The organism is Corallococcus macrosporus DSM 14697, from assembly GCF_002305895.1.
GTDB lineage: Bacteria > Myxococcota > Myxococcia > Myxococcales > Myxococcaceae > Myxococcus > Myxococcus macrosporus.
The window spans coordinates 8,705,769-8,732,534 of the sequence record NZ_CP022203.1 but is presented as its reverse complement, the minus strand read 5'-3'; the positions used below and the strand labels follow the sequence as shown (position 1 = coordinate 8,732,534).

The 26,766-nt window shown below is 71.3% G+C and carries 23 protein-coding genes; 17 read left to right on the top strand and 6 right to left on the bottom strand.

Features of this window, described 5'->3' with window-relative positions; translation table 11 throughout:
• The first annotated feature begins 157 nt into the window (after positions 1-157).
• The 3 genes from mhpA to MYMAC_RS35515 all read left to right on the top strand — a co-directional run bounded on the left by mhpA (position 158) and on the right by MYMAC_RS35515 (position 3,838).
• Positions 158-1,738, top strand: a complete 1,581-nt coding sequence (gene mhpA, locus MYMAC_RS35525; RefSeq protein ID WP_095961302.1) for a bifunctional 3-(3-hydroxy-phenyl)propionate/3-hydroxycinnamic acid hydroxylase MhpA — start codon at positions 158-160, stop codon at positions 1,736-1,738.
• Between the two features lie 85 nt (positions 1,739-1,823).
• The gene (locus MYMAC_RS35520; protein ID WP_095961797.1) at positions 1,824-2,225 is read left to right on the top strand and encodes a BlaI/MecI/CopY family transcriptional regulator; all 402 of its coding nucleotides are present in this window, start codon (positions 1,824-1,826) and stop codon (positions 2,223-2,225) included.
• Complete coding sequence (locus tag MYMAC_RS35515; protein ID WP_095961301.1) at positions 2,222-3,838, top strand: transglycosylase SLT domain-containing protein; 1,617 nt, start codon at positions 2,222-2,224, stop codon at positions 3,836-3,838. The genes MYMAC_RS35520 and MYMAC_RS35515 overlap by 4 nt, the downstream gene beginning before the upstream one ends.
• A 16-nt stretch (positions 3,839-3,854) precedes the next feature.
• Here the strand turns inward: MYMAC_RS35515 and MYMAC_RS35510 are convergent, their stop codons facing one another.
• A complete protein-coding gene (locus MYMAC_RS35510; protein ID WP_095961300.1) occupies positions 3,855-4,622 on the bottom strand; it encodes a porin family protein in 768 nt (255 codons plus the stop codon).
• 174 nt (positions 4,623-4,796) lie between these two features.
• On the opposite strand from MYMAC_RS35510, the gene MYMAC_RS37325 reads away from it, so the two are divergent.
• Entirely contained in the window at positions 4,797-4,967 is a 171-nt protein-coding gene (locus MYMAC_RS37325; RefSeq protein ID WP_013937038.1) for a hypothetical protein, read from the top strand.
• 12 nt (positions 4,968-4,979) lie between these two features.
• Here MYMAC_RS37325 and MYMAC_RS35505 read toward each other — a convergent pair whose 3' ends face one another.
• Positions 4,980-5,627 carry a TetR/AcrR family transcriptional regulator gene (locus MYMAC_RS35505; RefSeq protein ID WP_095961299.1) on the bottom strand — a complete coding sequence of 216 codons (648 nt, stop codon included), beginning with the start codon at positions 5,625-5,627 and terminating at the stop codon, positions 4,980-4,982.
• Between the two features lie 86 nt (positions 5,628-5,713).
• Between MYMAC_RS35505 and MYMAC_RS35500 the strand changes: the two genes are divergently transcribed.
• On the top strand, positions 5,714-6,529 hold the full coding sequence (locus MYMAC_RS35500) for an alpha/beta fold hydrolase (RefSeq protein ID WP_095961298.1): 816 nt from the start codon (positions 5,714-5,716) through the stop codon (positions 6,527-6,529).
• 32 nt (positions 6,530-6,561) lie between these two features.
• Entirely contained in the window at positions 6,562-7,548 is a 987-nt protein-coding gene (locus tag MYMAC_RS35495) for an extracellular catalytic domain type 1 short-chain-length polyhydroxyalkanoate depolymerase (protein WP_095961297.1), read from the top strand.
• Between the two features lie 10 nt (positions 7,549-7,558).
• Here the strand turns inward: MYMAC_RS35495 and MYMAC_RS35490 are convergent, their stop codons facing one another.
• Positions 7,559-8,512, bottom strand: coding sequence for an MBL fold metallo-hydrolase (locus tag MYMAC_RS35490; RefSeq protein ID WP_095961296.1), 954 nt, complete (start codon positions 8,510-8,512; stop codon positions 7,559-7,561).
• An 89-nt stretch (positions 8,513-8,601) separates the two neighbouring features.
• Here MYMAC_RS35490 and MYMAC_RS35485 point away from each other — a divergent pair, with 89 nt between their 5' ends.
• The 8 genes from MYMAC_RS35485 to MYMAC_RS35440 all read left to right on the top strand — a co-directional run bounded on the left by MYMAC_RS35485 (position 8,602) and on the right by MYMAC_RS35440 (position 21,183).
• Positions 8,602-9,486: a LysR family transcriptional regulator gene (locus MYMAC_RS35485; RefSeq protein ID WP_095961295.1), complete on the top strand. Its 885-nt coding sequence runs from the start codon at positions 8,602-8,604 to the stop codon at positions 9,484-9,486.
• A gap of 93 nt (positions 9,487-9,579) precedes the next feature.
• Complete coding sequence (locus MYMAC_RS35480; protein WP_095961294.1) at positions 9,580-11,256, top strand: acyl-CoA dehydrogenase family protein; 1,677 nt, start codon at positions 9,580-9,582, stop codon at positions 11,254-11,256.
• A gap of 14 nt (positions 11,257-11,270) precedes the next feature.
• Positions 11,271-12,092 carry an SDR family oxidoreductase gene (locus tag MYMAC_RS35475; RefSeq protein ID WP_095961293.1) on the top strand — a complete coding sequence of 274 codons (822 nt, stop codon included), beginning with the start codon at positions 11,271-11,273 and terminating at the stop codon, positions 12,090-12,092.
• Between the two features lie 555 nt (positions 12,093-12,647).
• Positions 12,648-16,214, top strand: coding sequence for a hypothetical protein (locus tag MYMAC_RS35465; RefSeq protein WP_239989220.1), 3,567 nt, complete (start codon positions 12,648-12,650; stop codon positions 16,212-16,214).
• A gap of 152 nt (positions 16,215-16,366) precedes the next feature.
• Positions 16,367-17,602 carry a murein transglycosylase A gene (mltA, locus tag MYMAC_RS35460; RefSeq protein WP_095961291.1) on the top strand — a complete coding sequence of 412 codons (1,236 nt, stop codon included), beginning with the start codon at positions 16,367-16,369 and terminating at the stop codon, positions 17,600-17,602.
• 393 nt (positions 17,603-17,995) lie between these two features.
• Positions 17,996-19,087: a 2-oxoglutarate and iron-dependent oxygenase domain-containing protein gene (locus MYMAC_RS35450; RefSeq protein WP_095961290.1), complete on the top strand. Its 1,092-nt coding sequence runs from the start codon at positions 17,996-17,998 to the stop codon at positions 19,085-19,087.
• Positions 19,088-19,127: 40 nt separating this feature from the next.
• Positions 19,128-19,493, top strand: a complete 366-nt coding sequence (locus MYMAC_RS35445) for a DUF2845 domain-containing protein (protein WP_095961289.1) — start codon at positions 19,128-19,130, stop codon at positions 19,491-19,493.
• 112 nt (positions 19,494-19,605) lie between these two features.
• Positions 19,606-21,183: a carboxypeptidase-like regulatory domain-containing protein gene (locus MYMAC_RS35440; protein ID WP_095961288.1), complete on the top strand. Its 1,578-nt coding sequence runs from the start codon at positions 19,606-19,608 to the stop codon at positions 21,181-21,183.
• Position 21,184: 1 nt separating this feature from the next.
• Here MYMAC_RS35440 and MYMAC_RS35435 read toward each other — a convergent pair whose 3' ends face one another.
• On the bottom strand, positions 21,185-22,504 hold the full coding sequence (locus MYMAC_RS35435; RefSeq protein WP_095961287.1) for a DsbA family protein: 1,320 nt from the start codon (positions 22,502-22,504) through the stop codon (positions 21,185-21,187).
• 288 nt (positions 22,505-22,792) lie between these two features.
• On the opposite strand from MYMAC_RS35435, the gene MYMAC_RS35430 reads away from it, so the two are divergent.
• Together MYMAC_RS35430 and MYMAC_RS35425 are read left to right on the top strand one after the other, a co-directional pair.
• Entirely contained in the window at positions 22,793-23,449 is a 657-nt protein-coding gene (locus MYMAC_RS35430) for a hypothetical protein (RefSeq protein ID WP_095961286.1), read from the top strand.
• Between the two features lie 68 nt (positions 23,450-23,517).
• Complete coding sequence (locus MYMAC_RS35425; protein WP_013937055.1) at positions 23,518-23,739, top strand: hypothetical protein; 222 nt, start codon at positions 23,518-23,520, stop codon at positions 23,737-23,739.
• A 16-nt stretch (positions 23,740-23,755) separates the two neighbouring features.
• On the opposite strand, the gene MYMAC_RS35420 is transcribed toward MYMAC_RS35425, so the two are convergent.
• Positions 23,756-24,355, bottom strand: a complete 600-nt coding sequence (locus MYMAC_RS35420; RefSeq protein WP_013937056.1) for a CDP-alcohol phosphatidyltransferase family protein — start codon at positions 24,353-24,355, stop codon at positions 23,756-23,758.
• A 294-nt stretch (positions 24,356-24,649) separates the two neighbouring features.
• On the opposite strand from MYMAC_RS35420, the gene MYMAC_RS35415 reads away from it, so the two are divergent.
• Complete coding sequence (locus MYMAC_RS35415) at positions 24,650-25,513, top strand: DUF4846 domain-containing protein (protein ID WP_204817256.1); 864 nt, start codon at positions 24,650-24,652, stop codon at positions 25,511-25,513.
• A 93-nt stretch (positions 25,514-25,606) separates the two neighbouring features.
• Here the strand turns inward: MYMAC_RS35415 and MYMAC_RS35410 are convergent, their stop codons facing one another.
• Positions 25,607-26,659, bottom strand: coding sequence for a fatty acid desaturase family protein (locus MYMAC_RS35410; RefSeq protein ID WP_013937058.1), 1,053 nt, complete (start codon positions 26,657-26,659; stop codon positions 25,607-25,609).
• Positions 26,660-26,766 lie beyond the last annotated feature (107 nt).

Here is a 26,766-nt window from a genome sequence, read left to right as displayed (position 1 = left end):
GGATTGCCCCAGTACTGACAATTTTTGCGTGTGCTTTTTCCGTCATACGGCAGCTCGCCGCTCTGAACGGATGCTGTTCCAGACTTCCGGACCCGTCACACCGTGGTCACACCTATTTCGTTATTAAAAATGCCAGACATTGCCCCGGGAGGCATCCATGGGTTGTGACAGCCAGCAGTCCGACGCGCAGGTGGACGTCATCATCAGCGGGTGTGGGCCGGTGGGAGCGTTGACGGGCAACCTGCTGGGTCTCATGGGCGTGCGCACCCTGCTGCTGGAGCGGGACGTGACGCCGCACGGGGAGCCCCGCGCCTTCTCCTGTGACGACGAGGGGCTGCGCATCTACCAGTCCACCGGATTGTTGGATTTGCTGCAAAGCAACATGCGGGAGAGCCGTTTCGCGGAGTACGTGGGCGGCAGCGGCAAGCGCTTCGCGGCGATCCACACCGGCGAGACGGACTTCGGCTTCGGGCACACGCCGCTGTGGTTCTTCCACCAGCCGCTGCTGGAGGGCGCGCTGCGTGACGGGCTGAACCGCTTCGAGCACGTGGAGCTGCGCAAGGGCGTGAGCGTGGAGGCGGTGGTGCAGGACTCCGGCGGGGTGACGGTGCGCTACCGGGACTCGTTCACCGGCGAGCAGCGCTCCATCCGCGCGAAGTACCTGCTGGCGTGTGACGGGGCGCGCAGCACCGTGCGCAAGGCGCTGGGCATCCCGATGTCGGGGCGGGCCTACGGCGAGCCCTGGCTGGCGGTGTCCGGCACGGTGACGGAGGGGGAGGTGCCGGAGATCTGCCGCTTCGTGTGCGACCCGAAGCGCCCGGCCTTCGTGGCCACCGGCGCCGTGAATCAGATTCGCTGGGAGTTCATGATGATGCCCGGAGAAACGCGCGAGCACCTGGAGAAGTCGGAGACCATCGCGGAGCTCATCGCGCCGTACGTGGACCCGAAGCGGGTGCGCATCGAGCGGGCCTCCGTGTACACCTTCCACTGCCTCAACGCGGCGCGTTGGCGCCAGGGCAACGTCTTCCTGCTGGGCGACGCCGCGCACACCATGCCGCCCTTCATGGGGCAGGGCCTGGTGTCGGGGATGCGGGATGCGTCCAACCTGGCGTGGAAGCTGAAGCGCGTGGTGCACGGGCAGTCCCCGGACTCGCTGCTGGACACCTACGAGCAGGAGCGCCGGCCGCACGTGGAGGCGGTGCAGAAGCTGTGTGTCCGGGTGGGGCACCTGTTCCTGGCGCGCAACCCCATGGTGGCCTCCGCGCGTGACGCGCTGATGCGCACCCTCCAGCGCATCCCCCGGGTGCGGAAGTTCATCGAGGGCTTCGAGTTCAAGGAGGCCCCGGCGCACGCGAGCGGCTACTACTTCGGGGACAAGGGGGAGTACTTCATCCAGCCGCGCGTGAAGCTGCCGTCCGGTGACGAGGTGCTGCTGGACGACACCCTGGGCAACGAGTTCACGGTGCTGTGCCGGTGGAACGCGCCGTCCGCGGAGCGGGAGGCGGCGCGGGAGCTGGCCGAGTCCCTGGGCGGCCGGATGATGACGTTCCGCCCGCCGTCGGAGGCGGCGGCCGAGGCCTCCGAGGACGCGCCCGAGGTGGTGGACGTCACCGGCAAGCTGGCGGACTGGTTCTCCAGGCACACCGCGGACGTGGTGGTGCTGCGCCCGGACCGCTTCGTCTACGGCGCGGTGCAGGCGCGGCGGCTGCCGGAGCTGCGCGAGGCGCTCGGGGTGTAGGGACGGGCGCTCCGTCAGTGATGAACTAAGGGGCTAGTTGCTTTGGAACTAAGTCCTTAGTAGCTTGCGCGTCACGGAGGAGCTCGTGACTCGCAAGCCTGAGCCTGAAGTGGCCCCCCGGCCGTTGACGCCGGTGGAGCTGGAGTTGATGCACCTCGTCTGGCGCCTGGGCGAGGTGAGCGTGGCGGACGTGCTGGCCGCGCTGCCGCCGGAGCGCGCGCTGGCGTACACGTCCGTCTCCACGGTGCTGCGCATCCTGGAGCAGAAGGGCGTGGTGCAGAGCCGCAAGCAGGGGCGGGGCCACCTGTATTCGGCGGTGCTGCCGCGTGACGCCTACGAGGCGCAGAGCGTGCGCCACCTGGTGGAGACGGTGTTCGACGGCACGCCCTCCGCGCTGGTGGCGCGGCTGGTGGAGGCGGTGCCGCTGTCCGCCTCGGACGTGGACCAGCTCCGCGAGCTGCTCGACGCGAAGGGCCGCAAGCCGTGAGCGCCGCGCTGCGTGAGCTCGCGTCACTCTATCTGACGCAGGCGCTGCTGCTCGCCGTGGCGCCGGCGTTGGCCTGGCTGGCGCTGGCGCTGTTGGCCCGGCTGGGGCGTTCGTTGTCGGCGCGGCAGTCCTTGAAGGTGGCGCGCGGCGCGCTGCTGCTGTCGCTGGTGTTGCCGCTGCTGGCCCTGGCCGTGCACGCGCTGGTGCCCACCGGGCCCCGCTTCACCTTCGAGCGCTCCGTGGCGCGCCACGCGGGACGGCTGCCCGAGCCGCTGTGGGAGCCGCGTCCGGCGGTGAAGCCCGCGCGGGCCCAGACGTCCGCGCCTGAGTTTCCCCCCGTGCTGCCCGCGGCGGCGCTGACGCTGCTGGTGGGCGGCATCGCGGTGATGGTTCGGGCGCTGGCGCGGCATGCGCGCTTGCTGCGCGAGCTGGAGTCGCTGCCCCGGGTGCGCGGCGTGGGGCGTGTCGCCGTGGTGCTGGGCGAGGCGGGCATGCCTGCCTTCTCGGCGTGGTTTCCCCGCCTGCGCCGTGAGCCGTCCGCGTGGGTGGTGGTGCCGCCCGCGCTGCTGGAGGACGCGGAGTCCCTCCGGCTGACGGTGCTCCACGAGCTTCAGCACCACCGTCAGCGCGACACGCAGCGGGCCTTCGCGCGGCTCGTCCTCACCGGTGCCTTCTTCTGGCACCCGGGGGCGCATGGCCTGTCCCGGTGGATGGCCTCGCTCCAGGAGCTGGCGTGTGACGAGGCGCTGGTGGCCAGCGGCCGGGTCCAGGCGCACGCCTATGCGCGGTGCCTGCTCCAGGCGGCCTTGTCGGTGCGGTCTGAAGCCTCCCTCCCCGCCGGTGCCACTGGCATGTCCCACCCCACCACCCGGAGAATCCAGATGCTCTTCCAGCCTCGTCCCGCCCGCGCCCAGGGCGTTTCCGCGCTCCTGGCCGCGTTGTGTCTCTTCCTGGTGCCGCTCGCGGCGGTGTCGCAAGGCGTGGCGAGCGGCCGCGCGGTGACGCTCGCGGAGGCGCAGGCGCTCGCGACGTCCAGCCAGCCGAAGGGGGATCTGCCGGTGGTGGTGGACGCGCACGTGTTGGCGCGGCTCAACGCGCTCACGGGCACGGAGAAGGGCCGCGCGTTCATGAAGCGCGCGCTGGCCAACCTGAAGACGCAGCGGGAGGCGCTCGCCGCGCCGCTGCGCGCGAAGGGGCTGCCCGAGGGACTGCTGGCCGTGGCCGTCGTCGAGTCCGCCGCGACGAACATGCCGGAGACGGATGGCCGGCCCTCGCTGGCGCCGGGCATGCGTGGCGCGGGCGTGTGGATGTTCATCCCGGAGACGGCGCGGCGCTACGGCCTGGAGGTCAGCGAGGCGCGCGATGAGCGGTTGGACGTGACGCGCGAGTCGCAGGCCGCCGCCGCGCTGCTGTCGGACCTGCACGCGCGGTTTGGGGACTGGCGGCTGGCGCTCGCCGCGTACAACCAGGGCAGCAAGAAGGTGGAGGCCGCGCTCGCCGCGGGCGGCAGCCGGGATGCCACCGCGCTCATCGACGCCGGGCACCTCAACGACTACGCGGCCACCGTGCAGGCGGGGCTGCTCATCCTGCGCAACCCGCACCTGCTGGACTGAGGTGGGCGACGGTGACTCAGAAGCGGACCTGCATCCGCAGGCCGCCGGACAGCCAGGCGTGGACCGCCTTGTCGTCGATGCTCTCCGACTCCGACTCGGAGATGTCGCCGAGGATGGGGACGTTCTTCGTCTCGATGCTGGTGGTGGCCGTCTGGTAGACGCCGGCCGACAGTGAGACGTAGGGCCCGATGGAGAAGGTGTCGTTGATGCGGTAGTCGGCGCCGCCCTGGACGGAGGCGAACTCGATGCCGCGCGCGCCGGCGCCGATGGTGCTCTCCACCTCGCCCTCCTTCATGGAGAGCCTGATGTTGATCGTCTCGTAGCCGATGCCCAGCCCCAGCCAGGGCATGAACTTCTCACCCGCGCGGAAGTGGTAGGACGCGTTGATGCCAAAGCGCATCTGGCTCGCCGAGCAGTCCATCCCGTCTTCGCACAGCGCGCTCTCTGGCAGGAACACGGGCGCGTACTGGAAGTAGGCGCCGACGTAGACGTTCGAGTTGAAGAAGTAACCGAGGTCCGCCTGCAAGGGGATGGCGCCCTGGTACGCGTCACTCATCTTGGCGCCTTCGCCATCCTCGGAGCCGACGGCATTGCCCATGGGGAGGGCGTAGCCCGCGCGCAGGCCCAGCGCGAAGCCCCGGTCCTCTCGCGCCTGCTCCAGCTCGTCGGCGCTCTTGACCTCCTTGCGCCGGAAGTTGCCGTCATTGCGCCAGTCCGCGGCGAAGGCGGGAGCGGACAGGGTGAGGGAGAGCGCCGTGAACTTCCAGAGCAACTGAGTCTTCATGGGGAGTGTGTCCAGACGGAGAGAAGGGCATCCGCCGTTTCGGTGGATGCGCCTCCTGACGCGGGCCTGTCTGGGAAATTCAAAGGACAGCGGCCAACCGGGCAGCCGGGCCCTGTCGCATGGGCGGCGCATCCCTACCATGAAGGGACTTTCCTCGTGGCAGGGAGGCCAAGGATGAAGGGGTTGCTCTACGTGGGCCTGGCGCTGCTCGCGCTCTGGGTCGTGCTCACCGTGACACGCGTCGTCGTGGGCGGCCTGCTGTGGGTCGTCTTCCTCGTCGGCATCGCCGCGCTGGGCGTGTACGCGTTCCAGGTGGCGTCCGGCCGCAGGCAGATACGCCATTAGCCCCGTTCCATCTCACGCGGTGGCGACACTTCCCAGCATCCGCAGCGCCAGCTCGGCGTGGGTGGCCGCCAGGGTCTCCACCGCGATGGGGCCCGCGGGCTCGAACCAGTGGGGGATGCGCGAGCCCATGCCGACAATCGCCGCGGCGGTGATTTCAGGGTGGAGCGGGTTGAACTGCCCCTGGGCCATGCCGCGCCGGATGGCGTCAATCAACATGGCGTTGGCCCTGTCCCGCAGCGCCTGCGCGGGCGCCGCCAGCGCCGGGCTCAGCGCGTAGAACTCCTCGTTCACCACCAGCGCGAGCTGCGGATGCTCGGCGTGGACGCGCGTGTGGGCGTGGACCAGCGCGCGGACCTGGTCCGCTGGCGTGGGCTTCGCGGCCTGGAACGCGGTCTCCAGCGCCTCGAAGTGGGCCTCGTGGCCAATGCGCACCAGCTCCGCGAGGACGTGGTCCTTGGCCGCGAAGTGGGCATACAGCGCGCTGGGCCGCAGCTCCAGGGCCGTGGCCAGGTCTCGAATGGACGTGTCGTGATAGCCGCGGCTCGCGAAGAGCTGCAGGGCGGTCTCCAGGATGCGGCGGCGGGTGCCCTCCGGAGGCGCCGCCGTGGGGGGGAGGCGGGCGTCCGTGGCGAGCAGGCGGGAGCTGGGGGGCGTACTCATGGGGGGCTCTTGATAAACGAACGTTCGTTCATGTAGCGTCGGGCCTGCAGTTCGACACGCTTCCTACCTGAATCTGGGGTCCGGACATGCCGTTGCTCCAGCTCGAGGAGCTCTCCCTCTACTTCGAGGAGTCGGGTGAGGGCACCCCGGTGCTGCTTCTTCATGGGCTCGGCTCCTCGGGCTTGGACTGGGAGTCCGTGGCACCCAGACTGGCGGCCCGTCATCGCGTCATCCTCCCGGATGCGCGGGGCCATGGCCGCAGCGGGAAGCCGCCGGGCGCGTATGGCGTGCCGCGCTTCGCCCGGGACATCTCGGGGCTGTGTGACGCGCTGGGGCTCCAGGGCGTCCACGTGGTGGGCCTGTCCATGGGGGGGATGATGGGGTTCCAGCTCGCGGTGGACCGGCCGGAGCTGGTGCGAAGCCTGGTCATCGTGAACAGCGGGCCGGAGCTGGTGGCGCACACGCCGCGCCGCAAGCTCGAGCTCGGGCTGCGCCTGGCGCTGCTGAAGCTGCTGGGGCCCGCGGCGCTGGCGAAGGTCCTGGCGCCCAGGCTGTTCCCCAAGCCGGAGCAGGAGGCGCTGCGCCAGCGCGCACGGGAGATTTTCGGCGCCAACGACCCGGACGCGTACCTGCGGGCGACGAAGGGGCTGGTGGGGTGGAGCGTCACGCGGCACCTGGGCCGTATCACCTGCCCGGTGCTGGTGCTCGCGTCCGACAGGGACTACACGCCCGTGTCCACGAAGCAGGCCTACGTGGACCTGCTGCCGGACGCGCGGCTCCAGGTGTTGAGTGACTCCGGCCATGCGTCACCGCATGACCAGCCCGAGAAGGTCGCCGAGGCCGTGGAGGCCTTCCTGGCCGGAGTCGAGTCCGCCGCGGCGGATGCGCGGCAGCCGGGCTGAGCGCGGTTCCCCCACCCCGAAGGAGTCAACCAATGAAGCGGAACGCTGTCGCGTGCGCACGCACGTGGTTGTTGCTGCTCGCCGTCCTGTCGCTCACCGCCGCGGCCCCCGCCCGCGCGGGGACCTGGGTCCATGGCGTCGAAGGGACGCGCGGCTTCCAGCTCTGGGTGCCCACCGGCTACGCGCCGGGCACGCCGCTGCCCCTGGTGGTGGCGCTGCACGGCTGCTTCCAGAACCCCAGCCAGTTCGCTGGCCTCACGCGCCTCAACGAGAAGGCGGACGCCGAGCAGTTCCTGGTGCTGTACCCGAACCAAGCCACGTTCGCGAACCCCACGCAGTGCTGGAACTTCATGCTGGTGCTCAACCAGACGCGCGACCACGGCGAGCCCGCGCTCGTCGTGCGCATGGTGGAGCAGGTGAGGCGGCACTACGCCGTGGACGCGCGCCGGGTCTACGTGGGCGGCGTCAGCTCCGGCGCGGTGCTCGCGGGCACGCTGCTGGCCTGCTACTCGGACGTGTTCGCCGCGGGGATGATTGGCGCGGGCGCCATGTACAAGGCGGCCACCACGATTTCGGGCACGGGCTTCGCCATGCTCTTCGGCAGCATCTACCACCCGGATGACCGGGGCCGGGACGCGTGGGTGTGCTCGGGCCGTCCGCGCCACACGATGCCGGTGCTCGTGGTGCACGGGACGAAGGACAGCGTCGTCGACCTCGTCAATGGCCGGCAGGCGACGCGGCAGTTCCTGCAGACCAGCGACTACGGCGATGACGGCGTGGCCAACGACAGCATCCGTCCGGCGGCCACGCAGGTGACGCGGGCCAGCGTGCCTGGCGGGCGCGCGTACACCGTGGAGGACTACGTCTACGGCGGCGCGCTGGTGGCGCGGCACATCGAAGTCCAGGGCATGGACCACGCCTGGCCCGGCGGGGATTCTCGCTATCCCTTCGCCGACCCGTCCGGGCCGGATGGCACCGCCCTCATGTGGGACTTCTTCCGGCAGCACACCCGGAACTGACGCCCCCGCGTCAGTGCTGATGGCCCAGGCGCACCTCGACCTTGGGGTGCGCCTTGGCGAACGCGCGCAGCTTCTGGAAGCTCACCGTGGCCCCGTCCGCGTCGTTGTTGTACGAGCCGGGCTCCACGTCGTGCTCCCAGCCCCAGCGGGTGTGGCTGATGTCCCCCGCGAGCAGCACCGGGCCCTTCGGGGTGCGCACCAGGTACGCGGTGGTGCCGGGGGTGTGGCCGGGCAGCCAGAGCGCCCACACGGAGCCGTCCCCGAAGATGTCCACCGCGCCGTCGAACAGGCCGCCGTCCTCGCGTGCGTAGGTCCACTCCGACAGCGGCGGCTTGCCGGCCAGGGCGCGGTCGACGTTGGCCTGGACGACGAGGTTCATGAAGGCGCGCTCGGAGGCCTCGCCCGGCCCGGAGTAGACGGGCGTGCCCGCGGGCACGTCCGCCATGCCGGTGACGTGGTCCGGGTGCAGGTGGGTGAGGAACACGCCCGCCAGCGGCTGTTGCTGCTTCGCCAGCCACTCGCCCAGCGGCGCGTGCACCTTCATGCTCCCCATGTTCATGGCGCTGACGATGAGCCCCTGCATGGCGGCCTTCTCCGGCGCGTCCCGCATCGCCGTCTCCACGCCCGTGTCGACGATGAAGAGGCCCCTGTCCGGGTGGCGGAGGGCGTGGAAGAAGACCTGCGCGGGCTCCGCGCCGTCCACCAGCCCGGCGGCCTTCGCGGTGGGGTGGTCCAGGTTGATGAGGCCGCCGCGCTCCACCGCCCAGTCGGAGGAGACCACGGTCTCCAGCTCCACCGGGCCGGGCTGCGCCAGCAGCGGCAGCAGCTCCGAGGAGGGCCGCGCCTTGCCGAGCGCGGAGGGCTGGACGCCGTGTGAGGTGGCGGCGCAGCCCACGAAGCCGGTGACGGCGAGGGCGCCGCCGAGCGCGGCGGCGATGGAGAGGACAATGGAACGGGTCCGCATGGGTGGGGCTCCTTCACGTCGAGACGCGCGGAAGGTAGCGATGCCGAAATTGATGGAAAATGACGATTCAGGCATGAGGTCATGCATTCATGAATATCTCCTGGGATGACGCGCGGCTGTTCCTGGCCATCGCCGAGGCGGGCAGCTTCAGCGGCGCGGCGCGGCGGCTCCGGATGGGCCAGCCCACGGTGAGCCGGAGGCTGGCGGCGCTGGAGTACGCGGTGGGCATGGCGCTGTTCCGCCGCGGGGTGGATGGCGCGGTGTTGACGGCCGCGGGCGAGCGGCTGGTGCAGCCCGCGAAGAAGATGGCGGAGTGGGCCGGCGAGCTGCACCGCGCGGCCGAGTCGTCGGACTCGTCGCCGCGGGGGCTGGTGCGGGTGACGGCGTCGCCCTACATGAGCTTCGGTTTCCTCGCGCCCTTCGCCGGGGCGGTGATGAAGAAGCACGAGGGCCTGCGGCTGGAGGTGCTGTCCGGGATTCAGTACCTGGATTTGGGGCGCGGCGAGGCGGACCTGGCGCTGCGAGCCCGGGGCCCGATGAACGCCGACCTGACGCTCCTCTATTCGCTGACGGTCCCCAACGCCGTCTTCGCCGCGAAGTCCCTCAAGGCCCGGCTGCCGAAGCGGCCCACGCTGAAGGAGCTGCCCTGGGTGGCCTGGGCGCCGCCGTACGACGCGGTGCCGCCCAACCCCCAGTTGGCGTCCGTCATCCCCGGCTTCACGCCCGTGTTCTCCGCCGACAACTACCTGGTGATGCTGGCGGCGGCCGAGGCGGGCGTGGGGGCGATGGTGCTCTGCGACGTGCGGCACCGCTTCATGCGTGAGCGGAGCCTCGTGCCGCTCGACGTGGACCTGGGGCCCTTCTCGACCACCGAATACCACCTGGTGTGCGCGAAGTCCGCGCTCGACATCCCGCGGGTGCGGAAGGTCGCGGAGCTGCTGGTCGAGGAGCTGGAGCAGGCGAAGAAGCGTTGACCCGGCGCGCCCGCCCCCGCGTCTCGGTGGCCTGCCGCGGCGGTTCACGGTAATTCCATGGCACCGGGCACTGTCCCCAGGAGGACCTTCACCATGACTGAACGCAACGCCATCGCCGCCGGTTTCCTCACGCACGAGGTCACGAACCAGCCTCCGCCGCTCGTGTACGACGCGTGGAAGACGGACACCGTGCTGCGCGAGGTGGTGGCCCGCGAGGGTGGCGGCTGGGCGGAGGACGCGCTGGCGAAGTACGGCGTGCTGGTGGGCGGGGAGATGCAGCAGCTCGCGTTCCTGGCCAACGAGAACAAGCCCAGGTTCCGGCCCTTCGACCGCTATGGCAACCGCCGCGACGAGGTGGAGTTCCACCCCGCGTACCACCGGCTGATGGAGCTGGGCATGGCCCACGGCGTGTCCGGCTTCGCCTGGCGCAACGAGGGCACGCCCGGCGCCCACGTGGCGCGCATGGGCCTCTTCTACCTGCACAACCAGGCGGACCAGGGCACGAGCTGTCCCCTGACGATGACGTACGCCTCCGTGCCCGCGCTGCGGCACCAGCCGGAGGTGGCGCTGGAGTGGCTGCCGCGCGTGAGCTCGGCGGCCTATGACAGCCGCTTCATCCCCGCCGCGCTGAAGACGGGGGCCACCCTGGGCATGGGCATGACGGAGAAGCAGGGCGGCTCCGACGTGCGCACCAACACCACCAAGGCGCACCGCCTGGGTGAAGGCCGCGGGCCCGGGCAGCCCTACGCGCTGGTGGGCCACAAGTGGTTCTTCTCCGCGCCCATGAGCGACGCCTGGCTGGTGCTGGCGCACGCGGAGGGCGGCCTGTCGTGCTTCCTGATGCCGCGCTTCACGCCGGACGGTGAGCTCAACGCCATCCGCGTCCAGCGGCTGAAGGACAAGCTGGGCGACTGGAGCAACGCCAGCTCGGAGGTGGAGCTGCACGGCGCCTACGCGGTGATGGTGGGCCCGGAGGGCCGCGGCGTCCCCACCATCCTGGAGATGGTCGCGCTGACGCGGCAGGACTGCATGATTGGCTCCAGCGGGCAGATGCGGCAGGCGCTGGTGCAGGCCATCCACCACACGCGCCACCGCGTGGCGTTTGGCAAGCGGCTCAGCGACCAGCCGCTGATGCGCAACGTGCTCGCGGACCTGGCGCTGGAGCTGGAGGCGCACGTGGCGCTCACCGGGCGCGTGTCCCGCGCGGTGGACGCGACGCCCCGGGACGAGAAGGAGGCCGCGTTCTGCCGCATCGCCACGGCGGTGGGGAAGTACTGGGTGTGCAAGCGCACGCCGCCCTTCGTCAACGAGGCGCAGGAGTGCCTGGGCGGCGCGGGCTACGTGGAGGAGACGAACCTGCCGCGCCTGTACCGGCAGGCGCCGCTCAACTCCATCTGGGAGGGCAGCGGCAACATCCAGTGCCTGGACGTGCTGCGCGCGGCGTCGCGTGAGCCGGCCAGCCGGGAGGCCCTGTTCGCGGAGTTGCTGGCCGCGCAGGGCGGGCACCCCGCGTACGACGAGGCCACCGCGCGGCTGGGCAAGGCGCTGGCCAACACGGACTCGATGGAGGCTCGCTCACGCACCATCGTGGAGGGGCTGGCGCTGGCGCTCCAGGCGTCGCTGCTGATTCGCGCGGGCAACACCGCCGTGTCGGACGCCTTCTGCGAGTCCCGCCTGGGCGGCGCGCATGGCCAGACGTTCGGCACGCTGCCGGCCCACGCGCCGATGCAGATGCTCATCGAGCGCGCCTTCTCCGAGGAGGTGTCGTGATAGGAAATCACCCCATGTCCAATCTCAAGGGAAAGACGCTGTTCATCTCCGGTGCCAGCCGTGGCATCGGCAAGGCCATTGCCCTCCGCGCTGCCCGGGATGGCGCCAACATCATCGTCGCCGCCAAGACGACGGAGCCGCACCCGAAGCTCCCCGGCACCATCTACACGGCGGCCGAGGAAATCGAGAAGGCGGGTGGCAAGGCGCTGCCCTGTGTCGTGGACATCCGGGACGAGCAGCAGATCGCCGCCGCCGTGGCCAAGGCGGTGGAGACCTTCGGCGGCATCGACATCCTGGTGAACAACGCCAGCGCCATCAGCCTCACGGGCACGCTCGAGACGCCGATGAAGCGCTTCGACCTGATGCACGGCATCAACACGCGCGGCACGTATGCGTGTTCGCAGGCGTGCATCCCGTACCTGAAGAAGGCCAGCAACCCGCACATCCTCAACAACTCGCCGCCGCTCAACATGGAGGCGCGCTGGTTCGCGCCCCACGTCGCGTACACCATGGCGAAGTTCGGCATGAGCATGTGCGTGCTGGGCATGGCGGAGGAGCTGCGCTCGGACGGCATCGCGGTGAACGCCATCTGGCCGCGCACCGTCATCGCCACCGCGGCGGTGCAGAACCTGCTGGGCGGAGATGAGACCATCCGCGGCTGCCGGACGCCGGAGATCATGGCGGACGCGGCCTACGCCATCCTCACCAAGCCCAGCCGCGAGTTCACCGGCAACTTCTGCATCGACGAGGAGGTCCTGCGCGGCGTGGGCGTGACGGACTTCGACAAGTACCAGATGGTGCCCGGGGCGGAGCTGCTCCCCGACTACTTCATCTGATAGCGCGGCTCAGCTGCGCTGAGCGAAGGAGCCGTCGCAGTGGGCGACCCCTCCGTGGTGTCGCCCCGACGGAGCCCTCGCGCCGGGGGGCGGAGCCGGTCCCGGAGCTCGCTGTTCGGGAATGTCGGGGGTTTTGCGCCGCGAAATCTCCCGACATTTCCAAACAGTTCCTCACCGGGGAGGACCCGACCCACGAGGCAGGAAAGGGCTATTTCTCTCTAGCGACGTGTGCACCCAGACGCGCGCGCCCGGGGAGAAGGCCTGGACATGGGCGAGCAGCTCCGGGCCCATCCAGGGCGCTTCCTGCTCCGCCGTGCGGATGACCCATTCATCTGCTTGCTCCCACGCATCCCGTCCGTGGCCGCGCTCCATGCGCGCCGCGAGCATGCCCGCATCCTGGGACGTCGTGTCATACGCGCCGAGTCGCCCATCCGGGTCGTCCCGGGCTGCCAAGACGCTCAGGTGAGGCGTGTCGAGCAATCTTTCTGGGGGGATGCCTCGTCGCCCCGGGGTGGAGTTGTCAGTCCCGGTCACGTCGGCAAGTCTCCCGCGGCCATGCACGAGCCCCGTCTCTCCGAGCTGCGCGCCGAACTGTCCGCGACCCACTACGATGCTCGCATTCGCAGGATGGTCGAGCTGGGCCGTCTGGCGCCAACGAGTCCCGAGGTCCGCGAGGTCCTGGGGGCGCTGTCCCGGGGCGATGCCCAGGAGCGGCAGCTCGCGCTCTTCGCCCAGTACGGCTGGCGCGATGGAGGGCGGGTGCTCTCCGCCACCACCGACGCGTCCAACTGTGTCCGTTCCCTGGCCTACCTGCTGGTGCCCCTGGCGTGTGACGACGCGCAGGCGCTGGAGGCGCTGAAGGTGGCGCGTGCCGTACGCCGACAGGAGGGGCTCCTCCGGGGGCTGGTGCGGGCCGAGCGCAGGGGCGTCATCGACGCGTATCTGGACGGGCTGGCCACCAGCGCGGACGTGCCCGACTTCGCCGACGCCGTTCCCCTGGCGACCCCCGAGGGAATTCGCCGCCACCTCCCCCGTGCGCTGGCGCGGCCCAGTCTGCGCTTCTGGAACCGGTTGGCGCACGACGCCCCCGGCATCCTCGCGGAGGTGCTCGCCGCGCAATTGCAGGCCGTGACGGGCGAGCCCGACCCCGTGACCCGCATGTCCCTGCGGGTGTACCTGCCGCGCATCGCCGACCAGGCGCCCGACGCGGCCCTGGCGTTGTTCGAGCTGCTGCTCTCCCGGCGCATCCACCCGGATGCCAATGCCTGGCACGACCTGGTGCTGCATCGGCCCGAGGCCGCCGTGGCGCTGCTCCAGCGGCACCCGCACGCCCCTGTCTTCGAGAAGCAGTTCGCCCGCGCCGCGTCGCGGTTGAGCGAGCGCGCCCTCCTGTGGCTGGTCCGCCGCGCGCCCATCACCCTGGGGGATGCCCGGACCTTGCTGACCCGGCTCTCCGAGTCGTCGCGCCGCGCCGTGGTCGAAGCGTGGTGTGCCGCGGTGGATGTCGCGCCGGACTGGGGCGCGCCGTTGCTGCGCTTCGTCGCCGACACCCAGGAGCGGGAGCGCGTCTACGCACGCTGGAGCGTGGCCGCGAGGAACGCGGAGGGCGTCATCCCCCTGGCCACGTTGACCGCGCTGCCCTTCGACCTGCGGGAGCGCGAGGCGCGCCGGCATCTCCAGGAGGTCGTCGCCCTGGGCACCCGGCCCTTGCAGCGCATGGAGTACGCGCGGCTGCTGTCCTGGGACGAGGCGGACGCGGCCCTCAAGTCCTATCTGGGCCACCCGGAGGGCAACGTGCGTGGCGAGGCGCTGGCTTCGCTGTTGGCCATTCCCGGCTTGCGCCCGGACGAGCCGTCCCTGGTGGACCGCGCCCTGCCGCTGGTCCTGGCCCGCAAGAACGAGCAGGACCCGGTGCGCGCGGCGATGCTGGGCGCGCTCGTGCTGTGGCCCCGCCGGGTGTGGCGCCGCGAGCACACCGAGTCCGTGGGCCGGATATTGCGTGACGCGTTGGATGCGGCGGACCTGTCCTACCGGAGCGCGGAGCTCGCGGAGGCGCTGCTGCTGCGCACCTTCGCCAGGGCGCCCGAGTGGGGCGCGACGTGGCTTTCCACCCTGCTCAAGGAGCGCGGCCAGCTCTTCAATACCCGCCTGGGGGAGTTCCTCACCGATGACGAGGTGCGCGCCGCCGCGCCCCAGCTCCTGGGCATCGCGCGGGGCTGGGCGCAGCGCGAGCGTGGGGGCCCGCTGCTGGCGCTGATGAACAGCCTGGGCGCCCGGGTGCGCCTGGTGCCGGGGCTGCCCGAGCTCGCCGTGTCCCTTCGCGATGAGACGCCGTGGTCCGGGCTGGCGCTGGGGATGGCCCAGTGGCAGTCCCAGCATGACCGCGCGGGCTTCGAGTCCACCGTGGGCGCCATGGTCCGGCGCTTCCATGACCGGGGCTGGCTCTCCGAAATCATCGCGCTGGCCAACTCGGAGGAGGCGGCGCGGCCGCTGCACCCCGAGCTGATCTCCGGCCTGGAGCGTGTGGCGCTTCGCTTGGGGAAGGAGTCACACTCCGCCTTGACGGTGCTCCGGTCGCGGGCGTGGCGGGCCTTTGACGCGCTGCTGCCCCGGTTGCTGAAGGCCGATGCCAGCGTCATCTGTTTCCCCGTCGTTCACACGTACCTTCACCGCCACCGGCAGGAGCTGCTGACGCCCTATCTGAGCGCGCCCGTGGTCCAGGGCCACTTCGCGACGGGAAAGACGGGCTGGTTGCTGGCGTTCGACACCCGGGGGTTCTACCGGTGGACGTCGGAGCAGTGCGCCCTGTACTCGAGCGCGGTGGGGCGGCTGGTCGCGGACCCGGACCGCGACACGCCGACGCTGCTCTGGGGCGTCGCGACGCTCGCGGCGCTGACCTGGGCCCCGATGGACGGGCTGTGCGCGCTGGCGGATGACGCGCGGCCCGTGGTGCGGGACAAGGCCATCCAGGTCATGGCGCGGTGCGACCAGGGACAGGGTGTGCCGACGCTGCTGAACTGCCTGGAGGATGCCCGCGCGCGTGTGGCCATCTACGGGTTGCGGCGCGCCTTCAGCGGCATGCCTCCCGGGCGCGTGCTGTCGCTGCTGGCCGGCGTCCCGCTCACCAAGGTCACCGTCGCCAAGGAGGTGGTGCGCCTGCTGGGGGAGCTGCGCGTGGAGGCCGCCTACGAGCGGCTCCTGGCGCTGGATGGAATGCGCCTGCACCGGGACGTGCGCATCGCCATGCTGCGCGCGCTCTGGGACCACCTGGAGCGCGAGCCCACCTGGGCGGTCTACGCCCGCGCGGTGGACGACACCGACTGGGTGATGGCCGCGCGCCTGGGCGACGTCCCCGCGGACCGGCTCACCGAGGCCTCCGACCGCAAGCTGTCCGCGCTGCTCGGGCGGGTGCTGGCACGGCCCGAGCCGGAGGCGCGCATCGACCTGCTCCAGCGCGCGGCGTGGCTCGCCGTGCGGGATGTCGAGCGGACCTTCCTCTCCGCCTGTGGGGCGCGGCTGGCGTCGCCCTATGATGACGAGGTGCGCGCCGCCATGCAGGCGCTGCTCTACCGCTCCAACGAGCAGGACCTGGAGCGGATGGAGGGGATGTTGGACGCGGTGGTTCCGGACCGGCGCGCGCTGACGGTGGCGCTGGAGCAGCTCCTGGCGCTCGACGTGAAGTCCCGGGCCAGCTACATGCTGGCGGCGCGCGCGGCCGAGCAGGTCCTCTCCCGAGACAGCCGCGTGTCGCCGCTGCGTGTGCGGTGCGCCGCGGCGGCGCTGGCGCCGTTGGAGCTGGCCGAGCGGCTGGCCCACATGGGCGAGGCGGGCCATCTGCACGCGGACGCGCTCGAGGCGTGCCAGTCCGTGGTGGGCGCGTTGCCCGTGGGAGATTTGGAGGCCGTGGAGGCCCGGCTCACCGTGAGCGGGAGCGCGGAGGCGCGGCGCGTGGCGGTGTGGTGCCTGGTGCGCGACGCGGCCCCGGGGCGGGGCTGGACGCCGGAGCGGCTGGCGCGGCTGGTCCGGCTTCAGCAGGACGCATCCCCGCTGGTCTCCGGCGCCGCGCAGGCGGTCTTCCCGCCTCGCGAGCAGGTGTCGTCCGCCAACGTGCCCTCGGCGTAGGGCCGCTGCCTCAGCGCCACAGCGCCCTGGACCCGCCAGAGAGGGAGCGGGCGCCCGCGCACCGGGTCGCAGGTGCCTGGCCGCCTGCTCCTCCTGGCTCGCGCCGGTCTTCATTCGCCCTCCGGGGCAGGTGCGATAGGTAGAGGGGCCACATGGACCTGCGGCACCTCCGAATCCTCCTGCTGTCGGCGCTGGGGCTCCTCGCCTCGGCCTGTCCCAGCCCCACCCGCGCCCCCGTCACCCGGCCCGAGGACGCGCTCGTCGGCCTGTCCCGCGAGATGGCGCCCCGGGACGACGGCGACGTCGCGTCCCTGCGGACCGCCGTCGCGGAGAGCCTCGTGTGGCTGCGCCGCCGCCCGTCCGACCAGCGCTTCATCTACGGGGCGCGGCAGGTCACCATCGCCGAGCTGCGGACCGCCCTGGAGCGCCTGCACGCGCGGCTGCGCGATGACCTCACCCCGGAGGCGCTGTGGGCCCTGGTCCTGGAGGACTTCGAGCCGATGGAGGCCGCCGGAGGCGAGGACGGCCAGGTGCTCTTCACCGGCTACTACGAGCCCACCATCGAGGCGAGCCTGACGCGGACGGACGTGTACAACGTGCCCATCCTCGGGCCTCCGTCCGACTTGATTGAAGTCCCGCTGGAGTCCTTCGCGGAGCGCTTCAAGTCAGAGCGCGTCGTGGGCCGGCTGGAGGGGCGCAAGGTGGTGCCGTACTGGTCGCGCGGCGACATCCGCGCGGGGCGGCTCAACGGGCGGAAGCTGGAGCTGGCGTGGGCCAGGGACCCGGTGGCGCTCTTCTTCCTGGAGGTGCAGGGCAGCGGCTCGTTGCTGCTTCCGGACGGGAGCAGGCGCCGCGTCGGCTACGCCGCGTCGAACGGGCGGCCGTATCGCAGCATCGGCTCGCTGCTCATCCAGGAGGGCGCCATCCCCAAGGAGCAGATGTCGATGCAGGCGCTGCGCGCCTGGCTGGCGGCGAACCCGCGGCAGCGCACGCGGGTGCTCGAGCACAACGAGTCCTATGTGTTCTTCCGCTTCCTGGACACCGCGTCGGTGGGGTCGCTCGGGCGGCCGGTGACGGCGGGGCGCTCCATCGCGACGGACGCGCGGCTGTTCCCCAAGGGCGGGCTGGCCTTCATCCACACCGAGCGCCCCGTGCGCATGGCGGACGGCTCCGTGCAGTGGAAGCCGCTGGCGCGCTTCGTGCTCAACCAGGACACGGGCGGGGCCATCCGGGGCGCGGGGCGGGTGGACGTCTTCTGGGGCGCGGGGCCGCAGGCGGAGCTGGCGGCGGGGATGATGAAGCAGAAGGGCCGGTTGCTCTTCCTCGTGCCCCGGCCTGGCCGCGCCGCGCCCCTGATTGCGCCAGTACCCGTCACGCCGCGGAAGTAGCGGCCTTCGGCGCGAGGCGCACCGGCGTCGCGTTGTCCAGGGTGAGGTCGAGCGGACGGGGGCGCCCATGAATATCTCGAAGGCGCCCGCGTCGGTGGTGCTGCACGCCATGCTCTCTCCGACGGTACGGACCTCTCCGGTATACAGCGGGCTTCCCATCGCGGGGGCCGTGAGTCCTGGCTGCCGCCGCGCGCGACGGTCCTCCGGGGCAACGGCGCGGGAGCAAGGAGGGGAGCAGGGGCTTTCCGCCCGCCACCGGGAGACGCAGGTGGCACGCATGCGCCCAAACCGGGCAGTATGGCCCCGTCTCCCTTGTCACGGGTGGCCTGTGCACACCCTGCCCGGCGTGGATGCCGGTGTGGCGCCGTGGGGAGCGGACACGAGGCACCTGGGATGAGCAGCGACGTGACGGTCACCAAGGACGGAGTGGTTCTTCTCGATTATGCGCAGCTCGCGGCGGGCGCGGACCTGAGCGCCGCCATCGAGCGCGCCTACGGGCATGACGGCATTGGCCTGCTCGTCGTCCAGGGCATCCCCGGGCTGGCCGAGCTGCGCGACAACCTGCTGCCCCTGGGCTTCCGCTTCGCCGCGCTGCCCACCGAGGTGAAGGACCGCTACGTCCACGAGCGCAGCAGCTATTCGTTCGGCTGGAGCCACGGCAAGGAGCTGCTGCGCCCCGGCCAGTTCGACGAGTTCAAGGGCTCCTACTACAACAACCCCCAGTATGACGTGCCGCACACCGACGCGGCGCTCATCGAGAAGCACCCGGAGAACTACCACCCCAACGTGTGGCCGGAGGCGGACTTCCCGGAGCTGCGGCCCGCCTTCATGGCGCTGGGCCAGCGCATGGTGGACGTGGGCGTGCTGGTCGCCGAGCAGTGCGACACGTACGTGCGCTCCAAGCTGGGCAGCCGCCTGTCCCCGGACGCGGCGTTGGCGAAGACGATTCGCGAGTCGCGCGCGTGCAAGGCGCGGCTGCTCTACTACTTCGCCATCAACGAGGACGCGACGCCGCGCACGCGCGACTCGTGGTGCGGGTGGCACAGCGACCATGGTTCGCTCACGGCGCTCTGTCCGGCCATGTACTTCGAGGCCGAGCCCGGCGCGAAGGAGCCGGCGCGCAAGGACATCCCGGTGCCGGACCCGGAGGCGGGCCTGTACGTGCGCACGCGGACCGGCGAGGAGCGCAAGGTCGTCATCCCGAAGGACAGCCTGGCGTTCCAGATTGGCGAGAGCTCCCAGATTGTCACAGGCGGCCTGCTGCGCTCCACGCCGCACGCGGTGCAGGCGCTGGCGTACCCGGCCAGCCGCAACATCTCCCGCGCCACCTTCGCGGTGTTCATGCAGCCGGACAATGACAGGCACCTGCGCCCGCCCGAGGGCGTGGACCCCGCCGAGCAGAAGGTGGGCGCGTTCCAGCCGGGAATGACTTTCGGCGACTTCGCCAAGGCGACGTTCGCCAGGTTCTACAACCCCTACGCGTAGCGTGCTCCGTCCCCGCGGCTGCCCCTGCGCATCGACCTGAATGGAGAGGAGACAACCCATGCGTGCTCTTGGACTGGCAGTGGCTCTGGCGATGGCGGGCGCCCCCGTGGCGGTGGAGGCGGCCTCGCTCCGTTGTGGCCGGGCGCTGGTGTCGGATGGGGCGCTCCAGACGGAGGTCATCGCGAAGTGTGGCGAGCCGACGGCGAAGAACTTCCGCACGGTGACGGACTCGCAGGGCTCGGTGACGCCGGACAGGCACCGTGGGGGCGTCAACACGGAGCGGCGCTCCGTCACCCGCGAGTACGAGGACTGGACCTACAACTTCGGGCCGCGCCGCCTGATGCAGGTGGTGACGTTCGAGAACGGCCGCCTCATCGACGTCCAGAGCGCGGGTTACGGCTCCTGAGCGCGCTCCCGGGTGAGGCTGCTCCGCGTCTCCCGTGACGGGGGCGCGGTTCGCCATCCGGACCCGGAGTGATAGCCTCCCGGTTCCATCTCTGGAGCTGGGGGGCCGTTCCATGATGCACGGGTTTCGTTGGGGCGTTGGCCTGAGCGCCATGGCGACGGTGCTCGGGGGCCTGGGCATGTGGCGCGCGGAGCGGATGGCGCGGCCGGTGCTCGTGGAGGTGCCCTTCCCGGAGTTCGCGCGGCTCCCCTCGCTGCCGCCGCTCCCGTTGCCGCCGCCGACGATGGATGGCCCGGCGGAGTGGATTCGCGTTCGGGCCGTGTCCAAGGACACCGGTGCGCCGCTGGCGGGCGCCCGTGTCTCGCTCATCCGAGGTCTCTTCGAGACGGGGACAGGGGGGCGGGTGCCTGACGAATCGGCGCTGACGGACGCGTCGGGCGTGGCGTCCTTCCTGGAGCCCGGAGCGGGCGTGATGACCGTCTGCGCGCGCGGAGCCGGGCACGCTGAAGCCTGTGAGCGGGATGTGGGCGTGGTGGCAGGAGGAACGCTCTTCGTGGAGCTGAAGCTGCCGCCGGGCGCTGTCGTGGAGGGACAGGTCCTCCGGCATGACGGGTCGCCCGCCGAGGGCGTCCGGCTGGTCGCGCCCGGGGACCCCATGCTGCTGGAGATGACGCCCAGTGGGTCCACGACGGATGCGCAGGGGCGCTACACGCTGGATGGCGTGACGCCGGGCTCCTACGTCAGCATCACGCCCTTCACGCCTCAGGGCGAGGCGTTCGACCGCTCCCTGGACTCGGCGCTGAGCGCTGGCGAGGTGCGGCGGTTCGATTTCCAGTTGGCCGCGTTCGTTCCCATCACCGTCAAGCCGGTGCTGCGCCACAAGCGTGGGGCGGAGGAGGCGGTGGAGTACGTCCACGCGAATACCCCGCTCACGCTCCAGCCGGACGGCACCTACACGGGCATCACCGAGTCGGGGCGTCATTCCGTCTCCATGCGGGGCCGGCGCAACGGGCGGGTTGTGTACGGGAGCAAGGCCGTGACGCTGGCGCCCGAGGTGCCGGCGGTCATCGCGTTTCCCTTCGCCGAGTTGAAGGAAGAGGGGAGGGTGTTCCCATGGGCCTTCTTGGATCCTGGGGAGTTCGAGGTCTCCGGCCGCGTCTTCCTCGCGGATGGCACGCCGGCGGACGGGGTCTGGATTGGAGCGGAGAAGCCCGGACCCAAGGGCCGAGGGTGTGGCAACTCACCGACGGACCACGCGCAGGTCCGCTTCGATGGCGCCGGATTCGTGGTGAAGCCTCGGGTGGGGGCGGGGCGCATCTATGCGTGGACGGCGGATGGCCGCGCGGGCAGCGCTGTCGTCCGGGGTGGGAAGGACGCGCGTGTCTCCGTCGACCTCCACCTGGAGGAGACGGGCGCCGTCGCCGGGACGATGGTCTTCAGGGGCGAGCAGCTCTTCGGCCACCGGCAGGAGGTCACCGTCAACAACGAGTGGGTGGGCGCGTCGCACTTCACCCGTCTGGACGGCAGCATCTTCGTGCCGGGCTTGAAGCCGGGGAAGCATGTGCTGCACACGTCCAATGGATACGTGGAGTTCAACGTCAACGCCCGCGAGGTGACGAACGTGGGCGTGTTGAGGCCGCCGCCGGAGCCGGAGGCCACGGTCTCGGAGACCGCGCCCCCGGCGCCGTGAGCTACCGCGCCGCCTTCCGCAGCTCGTCGTCGATGATGGCGCGGAAGTGCTCCACCGGCCGGGCGCCCGTCACCGGACGGCCGTTGATGAAGAACGTGGGCGTGCCTGTCGCGCCCACGCGCATGGCCTGCGCGACGTCCGCGGACACGTGCGCGTCATGCTTGCGCGAGTCCAGCGCCGCGTTGAAGCGGCCCACGTCCAGGCCCACCTGTCGCGCGTAGCCCTCCAGCGACGCCCGGTCCAGGTCGCGCTGGTTGGCGAAGAGCACGTCGTGGAACTCCCAGAACCGGCCCTGCGCGTGCGCCTCCATGGCCGCCTCCGCCGCCAGCTTCGCGTTCGGGTGCCGCGCCAGGGGCTGGTGCTTGAAGGCCACGCGCAGCTTGCCAGGGTAGGCCGCCTCCAGCGCCTTCATCGTCGGCACCACGCGGGCGCAGAACGGGCACTCGAAGTCGGAGAAGGCCACGACCGTCACCGGGGCGTCGGCGGGGCCGCGGGTCGGCGCGGTGCCCACGTCCACCTGCTGGAGGGCCGGCTCCGCGGGCATCGCCTGCTGCGTGGGCGGGCTTTCCCTTCCGGCGGCGATGGTGCGCGCGTACACCTCCGACGGCCGCACGCCCGTGCGCACCAGGGCCTCCGCCTTGCTCAGCTCCTCATCCACCACGCCGGTGAAGACCTCCAGGGGCTGCGCGCCGCTGATGAGGCGGCCATTCACGTAGAAGGCCGGCGTGCCCGTGGCGCCCAACTGCATCGCCAGGGCCTCGTCCTGACGGATGCGCTCCGCCAGCTTCGGGTCCGCGCGGTCCTGGTTCCAGCGCGAGACGTCGAGGCCCACGCTCATGGCGTAGCGCTCCAGGTCGGCTTCACTCAGCGCGCGCGGGTTGGCGAAGAGCGCCTCATGCATCTCCCAGAACCTGCCCTGCTCACCGGCGGCCAGCGCCGCCAGCGCGGCGGGCCGGGCGCGCGGGTGGTTGGCCAGCGGGTGGTGCTTCATCACCACGCGCAGGTTGCGGCCATAGCGCTCCTGGAGCAGCTTCACCGTGCCGTTGCCGCGCGCGCAGAACGGGCATTCATAGTCGGAGAACTCCACTAGCGTGACGAGCGCGTCCTCCGGCCCCGCCGTGGGGGAGCCGTTCACGGGGACCTTGTAGACGGTGGGCGAAATCGGCGGACGAGGCCGCGCGCCTGGCGCTGGCGCCTTCGCCGCGACGTTGGCCGCGTGGGCCGTGCCCGTGGCCAGCTCCGTGGGCCGCGCCACGCGCCCTCCCGCGAAACCCAACGCCAGCCCGACACCCAGACTCACCCAGACAGACGACTTGGACATGGTGTTCTCCTGAAAAGGACACACCCGTGGCGCCGCGTTCTTCGCGTGACACCACCGGACCAGGCTCATTCCGGCCCGGCGCCCAGGAGTGAGGCGAGGCGGCCCGGAGTTTCAGCGCGTATTTCGGATGACTTTCCGAGACGCCGGCGCGCGATGAAGCGGGGGCTCCCAGGGGAGCAGCCCGTTGCCCGCCCGGCCGGTGGTTCTCCCAGCGCACCCCGGCCGGGCCGGTGGTTGTCCGTCACCCGGCAATCCCCACCTTTGATGCGGAAAGGAGGTCAGGGCCTCATGCTGCGCAAAGCAAGCTTGTGGGTGTTGGGCCTCGCGGGGGCGTCGATACTGCTCTGTGGCGGCGAAGCCACGGCGCAGGACACGCAGCAGGGGCCCGCGCGGCCGGAGCAGGCGCCAGCGGGACAGGCCCTGTCTTCAGCGGACGCCGCGGCGCTCCAGCGGGAAGTGGACCAGCTCCGCGCCGAGCTGCTGCAGCTCCGGCAGGACGTGACGCAGCTCCGTGGACAGTTGGCGGGCACGGGCGGCGCGGGCATTCCTCCAGGCGCCCGGGTGGTGAGTCCTCAGCGGGAGACGGCCGCCCAGGAGGACCCGGGCGCGCAGGAGGGGACGGGGGGCACTGGCGCGGCGGGGCTCGGCAGTGACGTGCCGCCCGCGGGCTCGAACGTGCCGTCGCCTCCCGGGACGGCCGTGGTGGACGCCGTCTACACGGGCGTGGTGCGCTCGGTGGGCGACACGGAGGTGGCCATCGCCGTGGGAGAGGGCCCGCCGCTGACGCTGCGCGTGGACTCCCAGACGCGGGTGCGCCAGGACGGCCGCAACATCGCCCTGCGCAAGCTCCAGCCTGGCGACCAGGTCCGCGCGGTGGTGGACATGGTGGGTGAGGAACGGACGACGGAGATTTCCGTGCTCCCGCCCTCCCCAGCCGGAAAGTGAGGTGTCCGGCCCAGTCAGGCTTCGTCAGTCGCACGCCCGATGCTCGTCCCGAGGGGGAGGTTCCCATCATGTCCGCTTACGACCGTTACCGCGCACTCCTGAACAAGCTGCGGCTCGCCCGAGCCCGGCATCCCGAAGGCGACTCACAAGAGGAGGACGGCCTGCTCGACGACATGGATGAAGTCTGGATGGAGATGACGGAAGGGGAGCGCTCCGCCATCGCCACCGAGCGGGCCCGGGTGCTGGGCCTGCCCGAAGCCCAGGCCGCGGACTCGGCGGCGCAGCCGTGAGGCGCGGGCCTCCGGGCTACTTGCGCACGGAGGGCAGCGAGGAGGTCGGAGGCGCCGCGCCGGACTCCGGCTTCATCCGCCGCGCCCCGGCGCCCCGCTCCCGGGCCTTCAGCACCGCCCGGGAGTAGTCCACCACGGACGCGAGCGACAGCACGCCGATGAGCGCCACCAGGGGCGCCACCGCGGGCGGAAACAGCAGCACGCACAGCAGCGTCAGCAGTTGCAGCGAGGTGACGGCCTTGCCGAGCCTCCGGGCCTTCAGCTCGACATGCCGCAGCCGCGGCGCCAGCCGGGCGACGAAGAAGCCCACGGTGGTGCCAAGGTCCCGTATCACCAGCAGCAGCACCGCCACGCCGCTGATGAGCCCGTCGAGGTAGCAGACGATGATGGCCGTCACCATGAAGGCGCGGTCCGCCACCGGGTCGATGAGCGCGCCCAGCCGGGTGCTCAGCCCCTTGTGCCGGGCAATCCAGCCATCCAGGAAGTCGGTGAAGGCGGCCAGCATCACCAGCCCCGCGCGGACCCACGCGTCGGGCATGGCGATGAACGCAACCGCCAGGGGCAGCCGGGTGAGCGACAAGGTGTTGAGCAGCGCGAGGCTCGCCTGACGGCGCATATGTTTGAAGGTAGTGCTCGCTCCCAGACGCGCACGCCCGGTGAACCGCGAGCGTTCAGCGGTGGACCCGTCCCCTGGGCCCCGGGGGCGTCGAGGCGTGAGGGAACCCCGGGGCCGTGACAAACCTCCAACCGGGGGCGCCACCCGCCGTGCCGCCCCTCGCTCCCGGGAGATTGTCACCGCGTGTCCACGTTCGATTGCCTGCTCCGCCCGTCCCGCCCGTCCCGCCCGTCCCGCCCGTCCCGCCCGTCCCGCCCGTCCTGGTCCGCTGCTGGCCGTCCCGAAGCGTGGAGGGTGTGCTGGACGCTCCTCGGGTTGGCGTTGCTGCTGCTGCCGGTACCGGGACGGGCCAGCGAGGAGGGCCAGCCCCGGGCGCCCACGAAGGAGGAGCGGGCCCGGTACTCCTGGTTGTCACCCCAGGCCCGGGTGCGCTGGCTCGCGTCCGCGCTGCCACCCCCCGAGGGTTACACGCGCGTCGGGGTGACGAAGGATTCCTTCGGCGCCTGGCTGCGCGGACTTCCGCTGCGGCCGGAGGGCACGCCGGTGCTCAGCCACCAGGGCGCGACGATTCTGGCGGCGGGCGACAGCCGGCTGGCGGCGGTGGTGGAGCTGGACGTGGGGACGGCCAACCTCCAGCAGTGCGCGGACTCCGTCATCCGCCTCCACGCGGAGTGGCTCTGGGCTGGCAAGCAGCGGGAGCGGCTCGCCTACCGCTTCACCAGCGGGCACCTGGCCACCTGGTCGCGGTACGCGGAGGGAGACCGGGCGCGGGTGTCGGGCTCGAAGGTGGCGTGGGTGCGCGGCGCGGCGCCGGATGCCTCGCGCGCCAGCTTCCGCGCGTGGCTGGACCTGGTCTTCACCTACGCGGGCACGCACTCGCTGGCGTCGCTCAAGGGGCGGCCCTCGCGCGAGGACGTGCGGCCCGGGGACTTCTTCGTGCTGGGCGGCAGCCCGGGCCACGTGGTGCTGGTGCTGGACGTGGCGGCCAGCGCGGCGGGGAAGAAGGTGGCGCTCTTGGGGCAGGGCTTCATGCCCGCGCAGGACTTCCACGTGCTGGCGGCGGAAGGTGCGCTGGGGCCGTGGTTTCCGCTGGAGGGCGAGGACGTGGTGACGCCCTTCTGGAAGCCCTTCCCCTGGTCCTCCCTGCGGCGCTTCTGACCGCGGGCCTGACGCCTCGCTGGCCATCCTGGGTGGAGCCCCCCGGCTACACCTGGATGGCACCGCGCGAGGCGCACAGGCTCGCGGCGCTCCTCACGAGTGGAGCGGCTGGACCAGGCGCGGCTGCTGGGACGCGGCCGCCGCGGCGGCGGAGGCCTCCGGCTCACGCGTGAGGTACTGGATGAGGCTGTTCTCCTTGCCCAGGTACGTGTCGAACTGGTTCACCCCGTCCTCCAGCAGGCCGGCCTTGTCGAGCTGCTCGTGCATGGCGGGCAGGTTGTAGAAGGGCACGGAGGGGAAGGCGTGGTGGGTGAGGTGGAGGTTCACGTTGAGCGGCGCGATGAAGAAGTTCTCCAGCGCGGTGCCCAGCACGTCGCGCGTCTCGCGCGTCTCGTCACCGGAGGTGCTCTCCTCGATGGGGTGCTCACCCAGGGCGCGCATCCGGAAGAAGGCCATCATCACCGTCGTCGTCGGCATCACCCACAGCAGCAGCCAGTGCAGCCACGCGCCCGTCGTCACCAGCACCGTGACGAGCGTGGCCACGTACAGCCAGTAGCGCAGGTGCTCCATCGGGGTGATGCGCGGCTGGGCGCGGCCCACCAGGCGGCCCCAGTACGTCCAGGGCAGCACCACCTTCAGGTGGTTGGGGGCGTACAGGCCCAGCGCGTCCGCCAGGAACACGGCCGTGGCGCGCATCGGCGTGCGGGGGAAGTGCCAGGAGGCGTCCACCAGCTGCCCGGCGAGGTACGGGTCCTTGTCCGTATTCACATACCGGTGGTGCAGCATGTGCTCGTGCCGGTAGCCCGCCGTCGTCATGTTCAGCGGGAAGGCGCAGAGCAGGTCGCTGACCACGTCCGACACCTTGCGGTTGGACAGGAAGTGGTAGTGCGCCGCCTCGTGCATCAGCGCGAGCATGGCGTGCTGCCGCGTGGCGATGAGCACCGCCGCCAGCGGCCAGGCCCACCAGCGGTCCACGAGGACGACGAAGGCAAATGCCGCGACGATGACCAGCCACTGGCAGGCGAGCGCCCACAGCGCCCGACCATTGTTCACCTTGGACATCTCCCGGGTGATGGCCGCCAGCGCCTTGCGGTCCACTCGGTGCGCGTACTGAATGTCGGCCTCATCCACCACTTGAGCGTACATGTCGGGGGGCTCCTTCTGCTTTACTCGGAAGCAGGGTGTTCCTGGACTCTTTCTCGCGGAAATGGGTGGTGAGGCAAGAAAATTCTTTCTGGAATGCACGCGTTCCA

What these genes read in the sequence shown, in the direction of transcription:
- MYMAC_RS37325 (WP_013937038.1), top strand. Translation starts at nt 4,797, where the DNA reads ATGAAGGGGTTGCTCTACGTGGGCCTGGCGCTGCTCGCGCTCTGGGTC.
- MYMAC_RS35420 (WP_013937056.1), bottom strand. Translation starts at nt 24,355, where the DNA reads ATGCGCCGTCAGGCGAGCCTCGCGCTGCTCAACACCTTGTCGCTCACC.
- MYMAC_RS35480 (WP_095961294.1), top strand. Translation starts at nt 9,580, where the DNA reads ATGACTGAACGCAACGCCATCGCCGCCGGTTTCCTCACGCACGAGGTC.
- MYMAC_RS35430 (WP_095961286.1), top strand. Translation starts at nt 22,793, where the DNA reads ATGCTGCGCAAAGCAAGCTTGTGGGTGTTGGGCCTCGCGGGGGCGTCG.
- MYMAC_RS35505 (WP_095961299.1), bottom strand. Translation starts at nt 5,627, where the DNA reads ATGAGTACGCCCCCCAGCTCCCGCCTGCTCGCCACGGACGCCCGCCTC.
- MYMAC_RS35500 (WP_095961298.1), top strand. Translation starts at nt 5,714, where the DNA reads ATGCCGTTGCTCCAGCTCGAGGAGCTCTCCCTCTACTTCGAGGAGTCG.
- MYMAC_RS35465 (WP_239989220.1), top strand. Translation starts at nt 12,648, where the DNA reads ATGCACGAGCCCCGTCTCTCCGAGCTGCGCGCCGAACTGTCCGCGACC.
- MYMAC_RS35510 (WP_095961300.1), bottom strand. Translation starts at nt 4,622, where the DNA reads ATGAAGACTCAGTTGCTCTGGAAGTTCACGGCGCTCTCCCTCACCCTG.
- MYMAC_RS35450 (WP_095961290.1), top strand. Translation starts at nt 17,996, where the DNA reads ATGAGCAGCGACGTGACGGTCACCAAGGACGGAGTGGTTCTTCTCGAT.
- MYMAC_RS35410 (WP_013937058.1), bottom strand. Translation starts at nt 26,659, where the DNA reads ATGTACGCTCAAGTGGTGGATGAGGCCGACATTCAGTACGCGCACCGA.
- MYMAC_RS35445 (WP_095961289.1), top strand. Translation starts at nt 19,128, where the DNA reads ATGGAGAGGAGACAACCCATGCGTGCTCTTGGACTGGCAGTGGCTCTG.
- mltA (WP_095961291.1), top strand. Translation starts at nt 16,367, where the DNA reads ATGGACCTGCGGCACCTCCGAATCCTCCTGCTGTCGGCGCTGGGGCTC.
- MYMAC_RS35485 (WP_095961295.1), top strand. Translation starts at nt 8,602, where the DNA reads ATGAATATCTCCTGGGATGACGCGCGGCTGTTCCTGGCCATCGCCGAG.
- MYMAC_RS35490 (WP_095961296.1), bottom strand. Translation starts at nt 8,512, where the DNA reads ATGCGGACCCGTTCCATTGTCCTCTCCATCGCCGCCGCGCTCGGCGGC.
- MYMAC_RS35495 (WP_095961297.1), top strand. Translation starts at nt 6,562, where the DNA reads ATGAAGCGGAACGCTGTCGCGTGCGCACGCACGTGGTTGTTGCTGCTC.
- MYMAC_RS35425 (WP_013937055.1), top strand. Translation starts at nt 23,518, where the DNA reads ATGTCCGCTTACGACCGTTACCGCGCACTCCTGAACAAGCTGCGGCTC.
- MYMAC_RS35475 (WP_095961293.1), top strand. Translation starts at nt 11,271, where the DNA reads ATGTCCAATCTCAAGGGAAAGACGCTGTTCATCTCCGGTGCCAGCCGT.
- MYMAC_RS35440 (WP_095961288.1), top strand. Translation starts at nt 19,606, where the DNA reads ATGATGCACGGGTTTCGTTGGGGCGTTGGCCTGAGCGCCATGGCGACG.
- mhpA (WP_095961302.1), top strand. Translation starts at nt 158, where the DNA reads ATGGGTTGTGACAGCCAGCAGTCCGACGCGCAGGTGGACGTCATCATC.
- MYMAC_RS35435 (WP_095961287.1), bottom strand. Translation starts at nt 22,504, where the DNA reads ATGTCCAAGTCGTCTGTCTGGGTGAGTCTGGGTGTCGGGCTGGCGTTG.